The sequence below is a fragment of the Micromonospora psammae genome (genome assembly GCF_036902725.1).
GTDB lineage: Bacteria > Actinomycetota > Actinomycetes > Mycobacteriales > Micromonosporaceae > Micromonospora.
The window spans coordinates 172,293-187,734 of record NZ_JBAKHM010000004.1 but is presented as its reverse complement, the minus strand read 5'-3'; the positions used below and the strand labels follow the sequence as shown (position 1 = coordinate 187,734).

The window sequence follows — 15,442 nt, the reverse complement described above, 5'->3', positions numbered from 1 at the left end:
CGGGTCAGGCGGCCACGGTGCGGGCCTCGCGGTCCTCAACCTTCGTCGCGGCCAGCCGCCGCGCCCGTTCCTGGGCGCCGATCAGGTCGTCGGGCAGCGAATCGGGCACCTCCGTGTCGAATCGACGCAGCGCCCGGATCAGGAACCCGCCGCCGGTGATCAGCGCGAGCACGGACCCGAACACCAGGTACGCGAACCCGATGCCCCGTCCGGGGCCGACCCCGATGACCGCGCCGACCGAGCCGGCGAGCGTTCCGCCGGGGGCGAGCATCGGCTCGAACCACACCGTCGCCATCGGCGCGAGCAGCGCGAACCCGACCGGCAGGGTCGACCAGGAGATGGTCTGGTTCAGCGCGAACACCCGTCCGTGATAGCGCTGCGGCACCTTGACCTGCACGATGGTGGCGTAGATGTCCTGCGCCGTGGCCATCGCCATGGTCATCAGGAACAGCCCGACCGTGACCACGACGATCGAGGGTCGGACGCCGACCAGCGCGCAGCCCACGGCGGTGCCGAGGTTGCCGATCAGCACCCCGATCATCCGGTGCCGCCTCGGGCCGCCCCAGACCGTCATCAACGTGCCGCCCGCGATGGCGCCGAGCGCCTGCGCGACGGCGACCTGGGCCACCTGGGTCACCGTCCCGAAGGACAGCACCAGTGGGGTCGCCAGCACCAGCGCCGGCGCCAGGAAGACGTTGCCGAGCGCGAAGTAGCCCAGCATCAGCCGGAACCCGCGATGGTTCCACGAGTAGCGCAGCCCGTTGACGATGGCCACCGGCAGCGGTTCCCTGGGCCGCCAGCCCAGCGTGTCGGGGAACCGGACGCAGAGCAGGGTCAGCACCGCGACCAGGTAGCTCGCCACGTCGATCAGCAGGATGCCCTTGAGCTCGATCGCGGCGAGCAGGCCGGCCGCGAGCACCGGCATCAGCAGCAGCGCGAAGCCGTTGCTCAGCTGGGTGATGCCCATCGCGTGGCCGAGGTAGCGCTTCGGCACCAGCTGGGGCACCGCCGACTGCAACGCGATCCGCTGGAACGCGGCGGCCACCTGGCTCAGCGCCACCAGCGCGTAGATCTGCCAGAGCGCGAGCTGCCCGGACCAGAGCAGCCCGGCCAGGATCAGCTGGAGGGCGCCGGCGACGCAGCTCGCGGCCAGCATGATCCGTCGCCGGTCGACCCGGTCGACCAGCGCGCCGGCCAGCGGCAGGGTGAGCACCCCGCAGAGCAGCGCCAGCGCCCAGAGCAGGCCGAGGTCGGCGACGGACCCGGTGCGGGTGTAGAGCCAGATCGGCAGCGCGAAACTGGTCAACGCCGAGCCGGTGGTCGAGACGAGCTGACCGAGGGAGACGGCCAGGAACCGGCCCATGCTCGGCGTGACGGTCGGCGCGACCCGGTCGGCGTCGGGGCGCTGCCAGTCGCGCAGCGCCCAGGCGGCGTCCGCCCCGCGCGCCTCCGGTTCCAGCGCCGTGGTGTCGCCGGCCAGCGCCGGGTGGGTCGCGGTGACGATCTCGGCGAGTTCGTCGGCCCGGTGCTTGAGGAAGAAGTGACCGGCCTCGTCCAGCACCACCAGGGCGACGGTGTCGCTGAGGAACTGCCATTCCGCGTACCGCTCGGCGTGGTACTCGGTGACCGGGTCCGCCGAACCGACCACCGAGACGATCGGCGCCCGCAGCTTCGCCACCCGCCGGTCCAGCAGCCCGGTGAAGTACTCCTCGGAGGCCCGTGAGTCGGCCCGCATGTTGCTGATGATCCGGTCGGCCTGCTCGGGGTCCAGTTCGTCGGTGTCGACGCCCATGCCCTTCAGCCAGCTCGCGAAGTGCTTGTTGCTCCGCCACGCCTCCAGCCGGGAACGCAGCGCCGCGAAGGCGCCCCGGGGGCGGGCGAACGGGAACATCGCGCCGATGTACACCGCTTCCAGGTCCCGGCCGGCCGCCTCGACCTTGCGGGCGACCTCGGCCACGATCGCGCTGCCGACGCCGCAGTGCCCGTAGAGCACGAGTGGACCGGGGATCCGCTCCAGCACCTCCGCCGCGATCCGACCGGTCAGCTCGGCCAGGGGCACCGCGTCCTCGTCGAGGCCGACGTCGTGCCCGGGGATGGCCACCGAGTAGAGCGCGACGCCGTCGGGCAGCGCGTCGGCCAGCGGCTGGTAGACGATGGCGCTGCCGCCGCCGTAGGGCACGCAGACGTAGGTCAGCGTGCGCCGGTCCGGCGGGGCCGGCCTGGTCAGCTCGTAGAGCAGCCGGCGCGGCCCGTCGTCCTGCGCCGGTCCGTCGACGAATCCGGCGAGGTCGCGGATCGTCCGGTGCTGGAACAGGTCCATCACGCCGACCGGGCGGCCGGCGAGCGCGGCCTTGCGGATCCGCGCGACGACCTGGGTGGCCAGCATCGAGTGCCCGCCCAGGTCGAAGAAGTCGTCGTCGATGCCGAGCGTCGGCACGCCGAGCAGGTCCGACCAGATCCCGGCCAGCGTCCGTTCCGTCGCGGTCCGGGGCTCGACGAGCGCCACCTCCGCCGCGCGGGCGGCCACCGGGGCGGGCAGTGCCCGGCGGTCGAGCTTGCCGTTCGAGGTCAGCGGCAGCGCGTCCAGCGACACGAAGGCCGCCGGGACCATGTACTCCGGCAGCCGCCGCTTCAGCGCCGCCTTCAGGTCGGTGGCCGACGCCGGACCCACCAGGTAGGCGGCCAGCCGTTTGTCGCCCGGGGTGTCCTCGCGGACCACCACCGCGGCCTCGTCGACGCCGTCCTGCTCGCGCAGCGCGCTCTCGATCTCGCCGAGCTCGATCCGCAGGCCGCGCAGCTTGACCTGGTGGTCGATCCGGCCGAGGAACTCGATCACCCCGGCGGCCGGGCCGTCGGCGTCCGCCGGGGACGCCCCGGCCGGACCGGTGGGCGGCCGCCAGCGGACCAGGTCGCCGGTCCGGTACAGCCGGGCTCCCGGCGTCGGGCCGAACGGGTCCGGGACGAACCGCTCGGCGGTCAGCGCGGGCCGGCGGTGATAGCCCCGGGCCACCCCGACCCCACCGATGTACAGCTCACCGCTGACCCCGGGTGGCACCGGGTCGAGCCGGTCGTCGAGCACGTACAGGCGCAGGTTGGCGATCGGGCCCCCGATCGGCACGCTGGTCAGCCCGGCCAGCTCCGCCGGCCGGCAGTGCCACCGGCTGACGTCGATCGCCGCCTCGGTCGGCCCGTACAGGTTGTGCAGTTCGCAGTCGGGGAACCGGTCGGTGAACTCGACGGCCGAGGCCAGCGGCAGCTCCTCGCCGCTGCAGATCACCCGGCGCAGGCCGGTGCACGCCTCGACGCCCTCCTCGGCGAGGAAGGCGGTCAGCATCGACGGCACGAAGTGGGTGGTGGTGACCCGCTCGGTTACCAGCAGGTCGCGCAGGTAGCCGGCGTCCTTGTGCCCGCCGGGCCGGGCCAGCACCAGCCGGGCGCCGGTCTGCAGCGGCCAGAAGAACTCCCACACCGACACGTCGAAGCTGGCCGGGGTCTTCTGCAGCACCGCGTCGTCCGCGCCGAGCCGGTACGTCCGCTGCATCCAGTCCAGCCGGTTGACGACGCCCCGGTGGGTGTTGGCGACGCCCTTCGGCCGCCCGGTGGAGCCGGAGGTGTAGATCACGTAGGCGACGTCCCCGGCGGTGGCGGTGGGCGACGGGTCGTCCCCGGCCGCACCGCGCCACTCCGATTCGTCGTCGAGCGCCAGCACCGTCGCGCCGGTCTCCGGCAGCACGCCGCGCAGCAGGTCCTGGACCAGCACCACCGGCGCGGCGGCGTCGGCGAGCATGAACGCCAGCCGGTCGGCCGGGTACTCGGGGTCCAGCGGCAGGTAGGCGGCGCCGGCCTTGAGCACCCCGAGCAGCGCCGCGACCAGCTCGACCGACCGCTGGGCACAGACCCCGACGAGGGTTTCCCGCCCCACCCCGGCCCGGCGCAGCCGGTGCGCGATCCGGTTGGCCATCGTGTTCAGCTCGGCGTAGGACACCGAACGGCCGTCGAAGCGGACCGCGACGGCGTCCGGCGTCCGGGCGACCTGCTCCTCGACCAGCCCGTGCAGCGTCGCCTGATCGGGAAAGGGGGTGGCGGTGGCGTTCCAGGTGTCGAGCACGAGTGTGCGCTCGCCGTCGGCCAGCACGTCCAGCCCGGAGACCGGCGACTGCGGCGCGGCGACGGCGGAGCGCAGCAGCGCGCCGAACCGGGCGGCCATTTGCTCCACCGTGGACCGATGGAACAGGTCGGTGTTGAAGACCAGCTTGCCCCAGAGGCCGCTGCCCACCTCGACCAGGTGCAGTTCGATGTCGAACCGGGTGGCCGGCAGCTCCATCGGGGTCCAGTCGAACGCCACGTCGGCCCGGCCGGAGGCCGCCTCGAACCGCCCCATCTCGTAGTTCTGCAACACGAACATCGCCTGGAACACCGGCGAGCGGCTGACGTCGCGCGGCACACCCAGCTCCTGCACCACCCGGGCGAACGGCACGTCGGCGTGCTCGAAGGCGTCGAGCACGGCCGGGCGGGTCCGGGCGAGCAGCTCGCCGAAGGTCGGGTCGCCGGCCAGCTCGGCCCGCATCGGCAGCATGTTGATGAACATGCCCACCACGTTCTCCAGCTCCGGGGCGGAGCGGCCGGCGACCGAGACGCCGACCGCGAAGTCCTCCTGGCCGCTGTGCCGGGCAAGCAGGACCTGGTACGCGGCCAGCAGCGCCATGAACAGCGTCCCGCCGGCGCGACGGGCCAGGGCGGACAGTCCGTCGACCACCTCCCGGTCCACCCGGAACTCCACGACGTCGCCGTGGTAGGTCTGGGTGGCCGGGCGGGGGGCGTCCAGCGGCAACTCCAGGGCGGGCACCCCGGCCAGCCGCCCGGTCCAGTAGTCGAGGTGCCGCCGCACCTGCGGGCCGGCCACCGTCCGGGCCTGCCAGTACGCGAAGTCGCCGTACTGGACCGGCAGCTCGGGCAGCCGCGCCGAGCCGTGGTACAGGGTGATCAGGTCACGCAGCAGCACGTCGACCGACCAGCCGTCGGAGGTGATGTGGTGCTGGGTCAGCAGCAGCACGTGGTCGTCGACGGCCACCCGGACCAGCAGGGCCCGCAGCAGCGGGCCGGTGGCCAGGTCGAAGGGTTCCACCGCGAACCGGTCGACCAGGGCCTGCGCGGCGCTCTCGTCGGCCGCCTCGACGATCCGCAGCGGCACCTCGACGGCGTCGCCGACGAGCGCCAGCGGACGGCCGTCGGCGTCGGACGGGAACCGGGTACGCAGCGACTCGTGCCGCCGGATGAGGCCGTCCAGCGCCGCGCGCAGCCGGTCGGTGTCGAGCGGGCCGCGCACCCGCAGCGGCACGGCCATCAGGTACGCCGCCTCGCCCGGGGCGATCTGCTCCATGAACCACACCCGCTCCTGCGCGAACGACAGCGGCGGGTCGGCACCGTCGGGCCGGCGGGGAATCGCGACGGCGGGTGCGGCCCCGCGACGGCGCAGTCGCCGGGCGATCAACGCTTCGCGGCCGGCGTTGCGGTCGGCGGCCTCGGTCCCGGCGGTCATCGGCTCGGCCCCTCCTCGGCGAGCAGCGTGGCCACCTCGGCGTCGGAGAGGTCGTCCACCTCGGCGGCGATCAGCTCCTCGATGCGGGCCGCCAGGTCGGCGACGACCGGGTGGCTGAACAGCGACCGCATCGGCACGTCGAGGTCGACCTCGGAGCGGATCCGGGCCATCGCCCGCATCCCGCGCAGCGAGTTGCCGCCCAGGGCGAAGAAGTCGTCCCGCGCGCCGACCTTCTCCACTGCGAGGATGTCGGCGAAGACCTCGGCCACCAGCGCCTCGGCGTCGGTGCGCGGCGCGACGTAGGCCGAGCCGACCTGCTCCGGCGCCGGCAGCCGGTCCCGGTCGAGCTTGCCGTTCGGGGTCAGCGGCAGCTCGTCGAGCACGACGATGGCCGCCGGCACCAGGGGGGCGGGCAGGGTCCGGGCCAGGTCGGCGGTGAGGACGTCCCGCTCGGCGGCGCCGACGACGTAGCCCACCAGGTACGGCTCGCCCTGGTCGTCGTCGCGGACGGCCACCACCGCCTGCCGCACGTCCGGCCGGGCCAGCAGGACCGACTCGATCTCGCCGAGCTCGATCCGGTGGCCGCGTACCTTCACCTGACGGTCGGTGCGGCCGAGGTACTCGATGGTGCCGTCCGCCCGCCACCGGGCCCGGTCGCCGGTGGCGTACATCCGTCGACCTGGCGCGCCGAACGGGCAGGGCAGGAAGCGCTCCGCGGTCAGCGCCGGCCGGCGCAGGTAGCCGCGGGCCATCTGGTCGCCCGCGACGTACAACTCGCCGGGCACCCCGATCGGAACCGGCCGTAGCGTCGGGTCGAGCAGGTACACCTGGACGTTCCACCCGGGCCGGCCGATGGCGACCGGGCCGCCCGGCAGCGGCTCACCGGGCGGGATCCGGGCGGCGACGCAGCCGACGGTGGCCTCGGTCGGCCCGTACTCGTTGGTCACCGTGACCCCGGGGTGCGCGGCCCGCCAGGCGGCGAGCGGCTCGCCGGCCAGCGCCTCACCGCCGATCACCAGGTCAACGGTCGGTGACAGCTCGCCGTCGAGCAGCGGCAGGTGGCTCGGGGTCACCTTCAGGAAGGTGGGGCGGCCGCCGGCCCGGGCGGCGGGGGCGTCGATCGCGGCCAGCCGGATGGCGCCACCGGCGGTCAGCGGGCCGAGCAGCCCGGTCACGCTGAGGTCGAAGGAGATCGGCGAGGGCAGCAGGGCGTTGCCGGCCAGGCCGGGATAGCTGTGCCGGGCCCAGGCCAGGTAGGCGGCGACCGACCGGTGTTCCACCACCACACCCTTCGGCCGGCCGGTCGACCCGGAGGTGTGGATGACGTACGCCGGGTGCGCCGGTCGCAGCGGCGCGAGGCGCTCGGCGTCGGTCACCCGCGCCCGGTCGGCGCCGGTCGGCGCCGCGTCGAGGTCCGCGGCGCCGGGCAGCACCAGCGCGTCGCCGGGGACCAGCGCGGCGGTGGCCGCCGTGGCCAGCACCAGCGCCGGCGCGGCGTCGGCGAGCAGGGAGGCGATCCGCTCGGCCGGGTGGTCGGTGTCGATCGGCAGGTACGCCGCGCCGGCCTTGAGCACCGCCAGCACCGCCACCACCAGCTCCGCGGAACGCGGCAGCGCCAACGCCACCAGCGACTCCGGGCAGGCGCCCCGGGCGATCAGCGTCCGGGCGAGCCGGTCGGCCCGCGCGTCGAGCTGCGCGTACGTCAGGGTGACGCCGTCGCAGACCAGCGCGGTCGCCTCCGGCGTACGGTCGACCTGCTCCTCGATCAGGGCGGTGACGGTGCGCTCGGCGGTCGGGTGCGCGGTGCGGTTCCACTCGCTGACCACCTGCTCCCGCTCCGCCCCGGTGAGCAGCGGCAGCTCGGAGACCCGCAGCCCCGGGTCGGCGACCGCGGCCCGGAGCAGCCGGACGTACCGGTCCACGATCGTCTCGGCGGTGGACCGGTCGAACAGCGCGGTCCGGTAGAGCAGCCGGCTGACGTCGGTGGCCAGGTCGAACGCGAGATCGTCCTTGGTGGTGCCGAGCGGCACCCGATCGAAGCCGGTGTCGGGCACGTAGTTGATCGCCGCCTGGAAGATCGGCTGCACCGCGGGGTCCCGCACCGGCGCGACCGCCTGGACCACCAGCTGGAACGGGGTCTGGCCGTGCTCCATCGCGTCCACCACCGCGTCTCGGACCCGGCCGAGCAGCTCGGCGAAGGTGGGATCCCCGGCGAGGTCGCAGCGCAGCGCGACCGGGTTGACGAACATCCCGATCAGCGGGATCAGCTCGGGCCGGTCCCGGCCGGTGGTGGAGACGCCGACCACCACGTCGGGGCTGCCGGAGAGCCGGGACAGCAGGGCGCAGAACGCGGTCAGCAGCACCATGAACGGGGTGGCGGACGCCCCCCGGCCGAGCGCCGAGACCCGGTCGAGCAGCCCGTCCGGGAGGGTGAAGTGGACCTCGTCGCCGGCGAAGCCGAGGGCGGCCGGCCGGGGGCGGTCCAGCGGGAGGTCCAGCACCGGCGGGACGTCGGCGAGCCGGTCCCGCCAGAAGGCGAGCCGGCTCTCCAGCTCGGCGCCGGTCAACTGCTCGCGCTGCCAGGCCGCGTAGTCGGCGTACTGGATGGGCAGCTCGGGCAGCACGGCCGTGGTGCCGGAGAGCGCGGCGCGGGACAGGGCGTCCATCTCGCTCCGGAAGACGGTCACCGAGTGCGCGTCGAAGACCGCGTGGTGCAGCACCAGCAGCAACCGCCACGCGGTGTCGCCCAGCCGCAGCAGCCGGGCCCGCCACAGCGGCGGCCGGTCCAGCGGGATCGGGGTCCGGGCCAGCTCCCCGGCGAGCTCCGCGGCCCGGCCGGCCCGCTCACCGTCGGGCAGCCCGCGCAGGTCGTCGACCGGCAGCGCGATCGGCTCGACCGCCCGCACCACCTGCCGCAGGGCGCCGTCGTCCAGGCGCAGGCAGGTACGCAGCGCCTCGTGCCGGGCGACGACCTCGGCGAACACCGCGGTGACCTGCTCCCGGGTCAGGCCGTCGGGGAAGGTCCACGGGCTGGACACGTTGTGCACCGGTGAACCGACGTCGTGCTGGTTGGCGAACCAGACCCGTTCCTGGGCGTACGAGGCCGGGAAGCTCCACTCACGGGTCTCGCTCATCGGGTCGACTCACGCAGCGACCGCGGACGCATGTCCGTCCACACCTCGTCCACGTGTGCCAGGCAGTCGGCCCGGGGGCCGGTGAACCCGGCGTCGTACCAGCCGGCCGGTAGTTCGCGGTCGGCCGGCCAGATCGAGTACTGCTCCTCGTCGTTGCGCACCACGACGAAGCGGTCTTCGGCCATCACTGCTCCCGCTGTTCGATCGGATCCTGCTGGTGGGTGGGGCGGTACGGCTCGGCCATCGCGACCGCGATCCGGCGGGGCCCGGTGAACGGTTCCCGGCCGTGCGCGACGGTCATGTTGTCGACCACCAGGACGTCGTCCGCCCGGTAGTCGAAGCGCACCGTGGCGGCCCGGTAGGCGGCCCGGAGGTGATCCATCACGTCGGTGGGGATCGGTTCGCCGTCGCCGTAGTAGGTGTTGGTCGGCAGTCCCTCCTCGCCGAACATCGCCAGCAGGGCCTCCTGGAGGTCCTTGGCCAGCGTGGACACGTGGAAGAACGTCGCGTGGTTGAACCAGCTCGGCACGTCGCTGCCGGGCCGGTGGTGCACGGCGTCGCGGACGGACCGGGTGCGCAGGCCGTCCCGGCCGACCCACTGCGCCTCGATCCCGTTCGCCGCGCAGTAACGCGCCACCTCGTCCCGGTCGTCGGTGTCGAAGACCTGCCGCCAGGAGGTGCCGAAGTCGCCGTGGAAGTTGCGGACCAGCATCCAGCGCCGCCGTTCGAACTCGACCCGGACCGCCGGGTCGATCTCCCGGTACACCCGGCGGACGTCGGCCAGCGGCGTCGCCCCCAGCGACGTCGGCGGCCGGACGCAGTGGAAGAAGAGGGTCAGCGGCCAGCTCGCCTGGTACGAGTTCTCGTTGTGCAGGAAGATCTCCTCGTCCGCGGGATAGTCGGTCGACGTGTAGACCCGTCCCTTGATGGTGCTGCGCGGCGACGAGCGCTCGGTGTAGGTGAGCGGTTCGCCCGCCAGCGCCCGCACCACCCGGTCGAACCCGTCGACGCCGCCGACGTCGAAGCCACGCAGCAGCAGCGCGCCGTGTGCGACCAGGGCCGCACGCAGCTCCGCGCGTCGGGTCTCGACCAGCTCCACGAGGGGCGTGCCGTCGTTCTCGATCGTCACCGGCAGCCCGGCTGCGGCCGGATCGGTCACCTGGTCCTCCTCCTGTGCGCTCATCCGCGGGGCAGCCGCGGGATGGTGGTGGCCGCCGGCTCGGCGGCGGGAGTCTGCGGGGCCGCCGGCTCGGCGGCGGGAGTCTGCGGGGGCGCCTGGGCCCGCAACTGTTCGACCAGCGCGGCCAGCCCGGCGACGGTGGGCCGTTCGAAGAGGCTGCGCATCGGCAGCCGCACCCCGACCGCCTTGCGCATCGCGGCGATCAGCTGGACGGCCACCAGCGAGTTGCCGCCGAGTTCGAAGAAGTCGTCGTCCACCCCGATGTCGTCCACGCCGAGGTTGTCCCGCCACACCGCGGCGATGGCGGCCTCCAGCCCTCCGCCCGGGCCGGCCGGGCCGCCACCTGCGGCGGCCGGCGCGCCGGCGGTGTCCGGCTGGTCCGGGTCGACGTCGGTGGCCCGCTGCCGGGTCCGGCGCAGGATGTCCTCCACCGGCCGGGTGGTGATCACCACCTGCGGTCCGAGGCCCGCGGCCAGGCTCCGGCGGAACGCCTCGGCCCCGTCGGCCGGCCGGATCTCCGGCGACGGGCCGGCCGGCGCCGGGTCCGTCCGCTCGGTCGTCGTCGCGGCGGCCGGCGCGGCGAGGTCGCCGGTCACCGCCGCCTGGTCCACCCGGCGCAGGACGAACTCGCTGATCGCGACGAGTTCCCGACCGTCGAGGTCGACCAGCGACAGGTCGGCCACGACGAGGTCGTCGGTGGTGGTGCCCCGGTGCCGCAGGTGGCTGTAGAAGGTGGCCGGCAGGTCGCCGCGCACCACCACCCGGCCGTAGGACAGCGGCAGGTAGCTGCCCTCGCCCCGGCCGCGACCGAACGCGGTGGCCACGTCCAGCAGCGCCGGGTGGAGCCCCCATCCCGGCCCGTCACCGGCGGCCCGCTCGGCCGCCTCGATCCGGGCCAGTTCCTCGCCGTCGCCCACGTGGTGCTCGCGCAGCACGTCCCAGCGCGGACCGAAGCTGACCATCCCGGTCCGGGGCTCCGGCCGGCCGTCGTCGACCCGCCGGCACCGGGCGATCACCGCCGCGAGGTCCAGCACCGGGGCGTCGCCCGCCGCGGTCCAGCCGGCCGATCCGCGTACGTGGGTGCGCGCCCGGCCGCCGGCCAGGCTGCGGATCTGGAACGTCCCGTCTGCGGTGGAGAGTTCGACCCGGTACTGCGCCACCGAGCCGTCCGGCACCGCGAAGGGCTCCAGGAAGGCCACGTCGGTCAGCTCGACCACCTGCCCGGCGCCCGGCGCCGGAACAGCGTTGGCGACGGCGGCGCGGGCGCACTCCAGGTGTCCGGTGCCCGGCACGACCGGTACGGCACCGATCCGGTGCTCGTCGAGCATCCAGTGGGTGGCGGCCGAGACCACCCCGTGCACGACGATCCGCTCCCCGGCGCTGACCCGGGTGGTCAGCACCGGGTGGTCGACCGGCCCGGTGACGCTCTGCCCGCCCGTCGGGCGGAGGGTGGCCGGGGTGGTCTCGACGGCCATCCCGAGCTCCGCCCAGCCGCCCCAGTTCTGCGCCACCACCGGGGCGCGCCACCCCAGCCCGGCCCGGGCGTACGCGTCGAGGGCGGCGTTGGCCGCGCAGTAGTCGACCTGGCCGAACCCGCCGGCCAGCGAGGTGACCGACGAGCAGAGCGCGACGAAGTCCAGCGGCAGGTCACCGAAGACCTGGGCCAGCGCGAGGGTGCCGGCGAGCTTCGGCGCCAGCACCCGCTCGGCCTCGGCCCGCTGCTTGATCTCGACCACCCCGCCACCCGGCAGCCCGGCGGCGTGCACGACGCCGTCCAGCCCACCGAAGGTCGCCTCGGCCGCGTCGCGTACCCGGCGCAGGTCGGTCGGGTCGGTCACGTCGCCGGCCAGCACCAGCACCTCGGCCCCGCCGCTCTCCATCCGGCGGATCGCGGCGATCGCCCGCCCCACCCGGTCGGCGGGGTCGCTGCCGTACACCGCCAGGTGGCTGTCCCACTCCTCGCGCGCCGGCAGCCCGGAGCGGGTCAGCAGGACCAGCCGGGCCCGCAGCCGCGCGGCGAGATCCTCGGCCAGGGTGATGCCGATCCCACCGAGCCCACCGGTGATCAGATAGCGGCCGCCCTCGCGCAGCACCCCGGGCTGCGCCGCACCGTCCAGGCTGACCTGCTCGAAGCCGGTGACCCAGCGGCGTGCCCCGCGCAGCGTCACCTCGGCGGGCCCGCCGTCGGCCGGCCGGCACAGCTCGCCCAGCAGCGCCGCCGGGTCGGTGGCGGCCGGGTCGGCGTCGACCAGCCGGACGTGCAGCCCGGGCTGCTCCACCGGCAGCACCCGAGCCAGCCCGGCCAGGGTGGCGTGCTCGGGGCGGACCAGGTCGCCGCCGGCGGGATCGCCGACGCCCGAGGCGACCAGGTCCAGCCGGAGCGGCCCGACGCTCCCCTCACCGGCGGTCAGCCCCGCCCCGGCGAGCGCCTGGACCAGGTGCAGCACACCGAAGAAGCCGCGGTCCTGGGCGGCCCAGGCGGCGGCGATGTCGGTGCCGGCGGGTTCGCCGTCCAACGCCCAGGCGTGCACGATCCGCGCCGGCACACCGGCCGCGGACACCGCGGCGAGAAGGGCGTCGTGGTCCTCGCGGACGTCCGGCCGCAGTTGGTAGCCGGACGGGGTGGGACCGAAGGCCGGCCCCGGCCGCACCCGCACCACGTCGGCGCCGGCGTCGCCCAGCGCAGCGGCCAGCGCGTCGCCGCGGGGCCCGTCGACGAAGGCCAGGCACCGGCCGATCGGCCCGGTACGCGGATCGGGCGCGGCCTGGCGCCAGGTCGGCACCGCGAACCACTCCGCGAGCCGGCGGGGCCCGCCGGGCGGGACGAGCGCCGCGGCCGGCTGCTCCGGGTCCGGCTCCACCCAGTAGCGCCGGCGCTCGAACGGGTGGACCGGCAGCGGCACCCGGAACAGCGCGGGCGGGCCGTCCCCGGGCTCGCCGCCGTCGTCGCCGGGCAGCGGGCGTACCGGCACGCCGCGCACCCAGAGGGCACCCATCGCGCCGGAGAGGGTGGCCACGTCGCCGGTCGACTCGGCCGGCCCGGGCAGGCTCGCCAGCGGGGTGAGCGCCCGCTGCGCCGGCGCGGCGGCCCGGGCCACCTGCATCCGCGCCAGGCCGGCCAGCTGCCGACCGGGACCGCACTCGACCAGCGACCAGCGTCCCTCGGCCAACAGGGTGGCGACGCAGGTGCCGAAGCGGACCGGCTGGCGCAGGTGCGTCGCCCAGTACCCGGGGTCGGTGGCCTGCTCGTCGGTGATCCAGGTGCCGGTGACGTTGGACAGGAACCGCATCCGCGGCCGGCCGAGCGGGACCCCGGCCACCACCTGGGTGAACTCGGCCAGGATCGGATCCATCATCGGGGAGTGGAACGCGTGCGAGGTCCGCAGCACCTTGCTCTTGCCGGGCAGGCTCTCGGCGAACGCCGCGATCGCCGCGGTCGTACCGGCCACCACGCAGGCGCCCGGCCCGTTCACCGTGGCGATGGTGACCCCGTCCGGTAGCAGGGCGGCCACCTCGGACTCGTCGGAGGCGACGGCGAGCATCGCACCGGCCGGCATCGACTGCATCAGCCGGCCCCGGGTGGCGACCACCCGCAGCGCGTCGGGCAGGGTGAAAACACCGGCCAGGGTGGCCGCGACGTACTCGCCGACGGAGTGCCCGATCATCGCCGCCGGGCGTACGCCGAGCAGCTCCCAGGTGGCCGCCAGCGCGTACTCGACCGCGAACAGCGCCGGCTGGGTGTAGCGGGTCTCGGTCAGCCTCTCCTCGACCCCTGGGTCCCGGCCGAGGACCAGGTCGCGGAGGTCCAGGCCCAGGTGCGGTGCGAGCAGCTCCGCGCAGTCGTCCAGCACCCGGGCGTAGGCGGGCTCCTCGGCGTACAGCTGGGCGCCCATGCCGGCGTACTGGGCGCCCTGGCCGGAGAAGAGGAACGCCACCGGCGGCGCGGCCCCGTCGACGACCCCGGACTGCCGGCGGCGCCGGTCCCGCAGGGCGGCGGCCGCCTCCGGCAGGTCGTCGGCGACCACGCTGATCCGGTGCGGATACTCCGGGCGCCCGACGCGCAGCGTGTGGGCCACGTCGGCGAGGTGTCCGGGAGGTGCGTCGGTGACCGTCTCCAGGTGTTCGGCGAGTTGGTCGGCGGCGCGCTCCAGCGCGGTCGCCGTCCGCGCCGAGACCCGCACCGACCGGGTACGGCGGACCGGCCGCCGGGCGACGGGCGCCGGCTCGGGCGCCTCCTGGAGGATCACGTGGGCGTTGGTGCCGCCGATGCCGAACGAGCTGACCCCGGCCCGTCGGGGCACCCCGTCGGTGTCCCACTTCGCCAGGGCGTTGGCCACGTGGAACGGCGTGTCGGCGAAGTCGATTGCCGGGTTGGGCCGCTCGTAGTTGATGGTCGGTGGGATCAGCCGGTGTTCCATCGCCAGCACCGTCTTGATCACTCCGACGATGCCGGAGGGCTGGCTCAGATGGCCGATGTTGGACTTCACCGAACCGATCGCGCACCACCCCCGATCGCCGGTGTGCTGCCCGTACACGGCGGAGAGCGCGGCCACCTCGATCGGGTCGCCCATCGCGGTGCCGGTCCCGTGCGCCTCGACGTACGTGATGGTCCTCGGGTCGATCCCCGCCGTGCCGACCGCCTGGGCGACGGCCGCCATCTGTCCGTCCACGCTGGGGGCGGTGAAGCCGGCCTTCTGCGCGCCGTCGTTGTTGATCGCGTTACCGAGCACCAGCGCCCGGATCGTGTCGCCGTCGGCGACCGCGTCGGCGAGCCGCTTGACCAGGGTGACCCCGACCCCGCTGCCCCACACCGTGCCGTTCGCCCCGGCGTCGAACGGACGGCAGTGCCCGTCGGGGGAGGTGAAACCGTCCATGCCCAGGTAGCCGATGCCGTGCGGCATCTCCAGGTTGACCCCACCGGCCAGGGCCATGTCGCACTCCCCGTTGCGCAACGCCTCGCAGGCCAGGTGGAAGGCGACCAGGGAGGTCGAGCACGCGGTCTGCACGGTCAGGCTGGGACCGCGCAGGTCCAGGCGGTACGAGGGGGTGGTGGTCACGTAGTTCGGCGAGTTGCCGGTGTTGATGGAGACCACGCTGCTCGGAGACCCACTGACCCGGCGGTTGCGGAAGATGTTGTCCCGCAGGTAGTTCTGGCTGCCGGTGCCGGCGTACACACCGATCGACCCGGCGTAGCGGGCCGGGTCGTAGCCGGCGTCCTGCAACGCGGCGTAGCACGACTCCAGGAAGAGCCGGTGCTGCGGGTCCATCACCTCGGCTTCCCGGGCCGTCACCCCGAACAGCCCGGCGTCGAACTGGTCGAACCCCTCGATGATCGGCGCCCGGGACACCCAGCCCGGATCGTCCACCTCGGTGAGCTTCGCGCCCCGGGCCAGCTGCTCCTCCCGGCTGAACGAGGTGACCGACTCGACCCCGTCCACGAGGTTGCGCCAGAACTGCCGGACGTCGTCGGCGCCGGGCACCCGGGCGGCCAGCCCGACGATGGCCAGCGGTTCGACCCCGTCCTCGGGCAGGATGTCGGAGCGGTACTGGAGGACCACGCTGACTCCTCTATCTCGCGGTGCCGCTGAC

At 74.6% G+C, this 15,442-nt stretch carries 5 protein-coding genes; all 5 read right to left on the bottom strand.

The window, feature by feature from the left end; genetic code table 11:
- Positions 1 to 4: 4 nt before the first annotated feature.
- The 5 genes from V6U79_RS09300 to V6U79_RS09280 are packed head-to-tail and all read right to left on the bottom strand — an operon-like array spanning position 5 to position 15,411.
- Complete coding sequence (locus V6U79_RS09300) at positions 5 to 5,539, bottom strand: non-ribosomal peptide synthetase/MFS transporter (RefSeq protein ID WP_334614260.1); 5,535 nt, start codon at positions 5,537 to 5,539, stop codon at positions 5 to 7.
- Complete coding sequence (locus V6U79_RS09295; RefSeq protein ID WP_334614259.1) at positions 5,536 to 8,673, bottom strand: non-ribosomal peptide synthetase; 3,138 nt, start codon at positions 8,671 to 8,673, stop codon at positions 5,536 to 5,538. The genes V6U79_RS09300 and V6U79_RS09295 overlap by 4 nt, the downstream gene beginning before the upstream one ends.
- Positions 8,670 to 8,858, bottom strand: coding sequence for an MbtH family protein (locus V6U79_RS09290; protein ID WP_334522478.1), 189 nt, complete (start codon positions 8,856 to 8,858; stop codon positions 8,670 to 8,672). Before V6U79_RS09290 ends, V6U79_RS09295 begins: the two co-directional genes overlap by 4 nt.
- The gene (locus tag V6U79_RS09285; protein ID WP_334614257.1) at positions 8,858 to 9,856 is read right to left on the bottom strand and encodes a TauD/TfdA family dioxygenase; all 999 of its coding nucleotides are present in this window, start codon (positions 9,854 to 9,856) and stop codon (positions 8,858 to 8,860) included. Before V6U79_RS09285 ends, V6U79_RS09290 begins: the two co-directional genes overlap by 1 nt.
- Entirely contained in the window at positions 9,853 to 15,411 is a 5,559-nt protein-coding gene (locus V6U79_RS09280) for a type I polyketide synthase (protein WP_334614256.1), read from the bottom strand. Before V6U79_RS09280 ends, V6U79_RS09285 begins: the two co-directional genes overlap by 4 nt.
- Positions 15,412 to 15,442 lie beyond the last annotated feature (31 nt).

Bases quoted from the DNA above. Each gene is read 5' to 3' on its own strand.
- V6U79_RS09295 (WP_334614259.1), bottom strand. From the start codon at position 8,673: ATGAGCGAGACCCGTGAGTGGAGCTTCCCGGCCTCGTACGCCCAGGAA.
- V6U79_RS09290 (WP_334522478.1), bottom strand. From the start codon at position 8,858: ATGGCCGAAGACCGCTTCGTCGTGGTGCGCAACGACGAGGAGCAGTAC.
- V6U79_RS09300 (WP_334614260.1), bottom strand. From the start codon at position 5,539: ATGACCGCCGGGACCGAGGCCGCCGACCGCAACGCCGGCCGCGAAGCG.
- V6U79_RS09285 (WP_334614257.1), bottom strand. From the start codon at position 9,856: ATGAGCGCACAGGAGGAGGACCAGGTGACCGATCCGGCCGCAGCCGGG.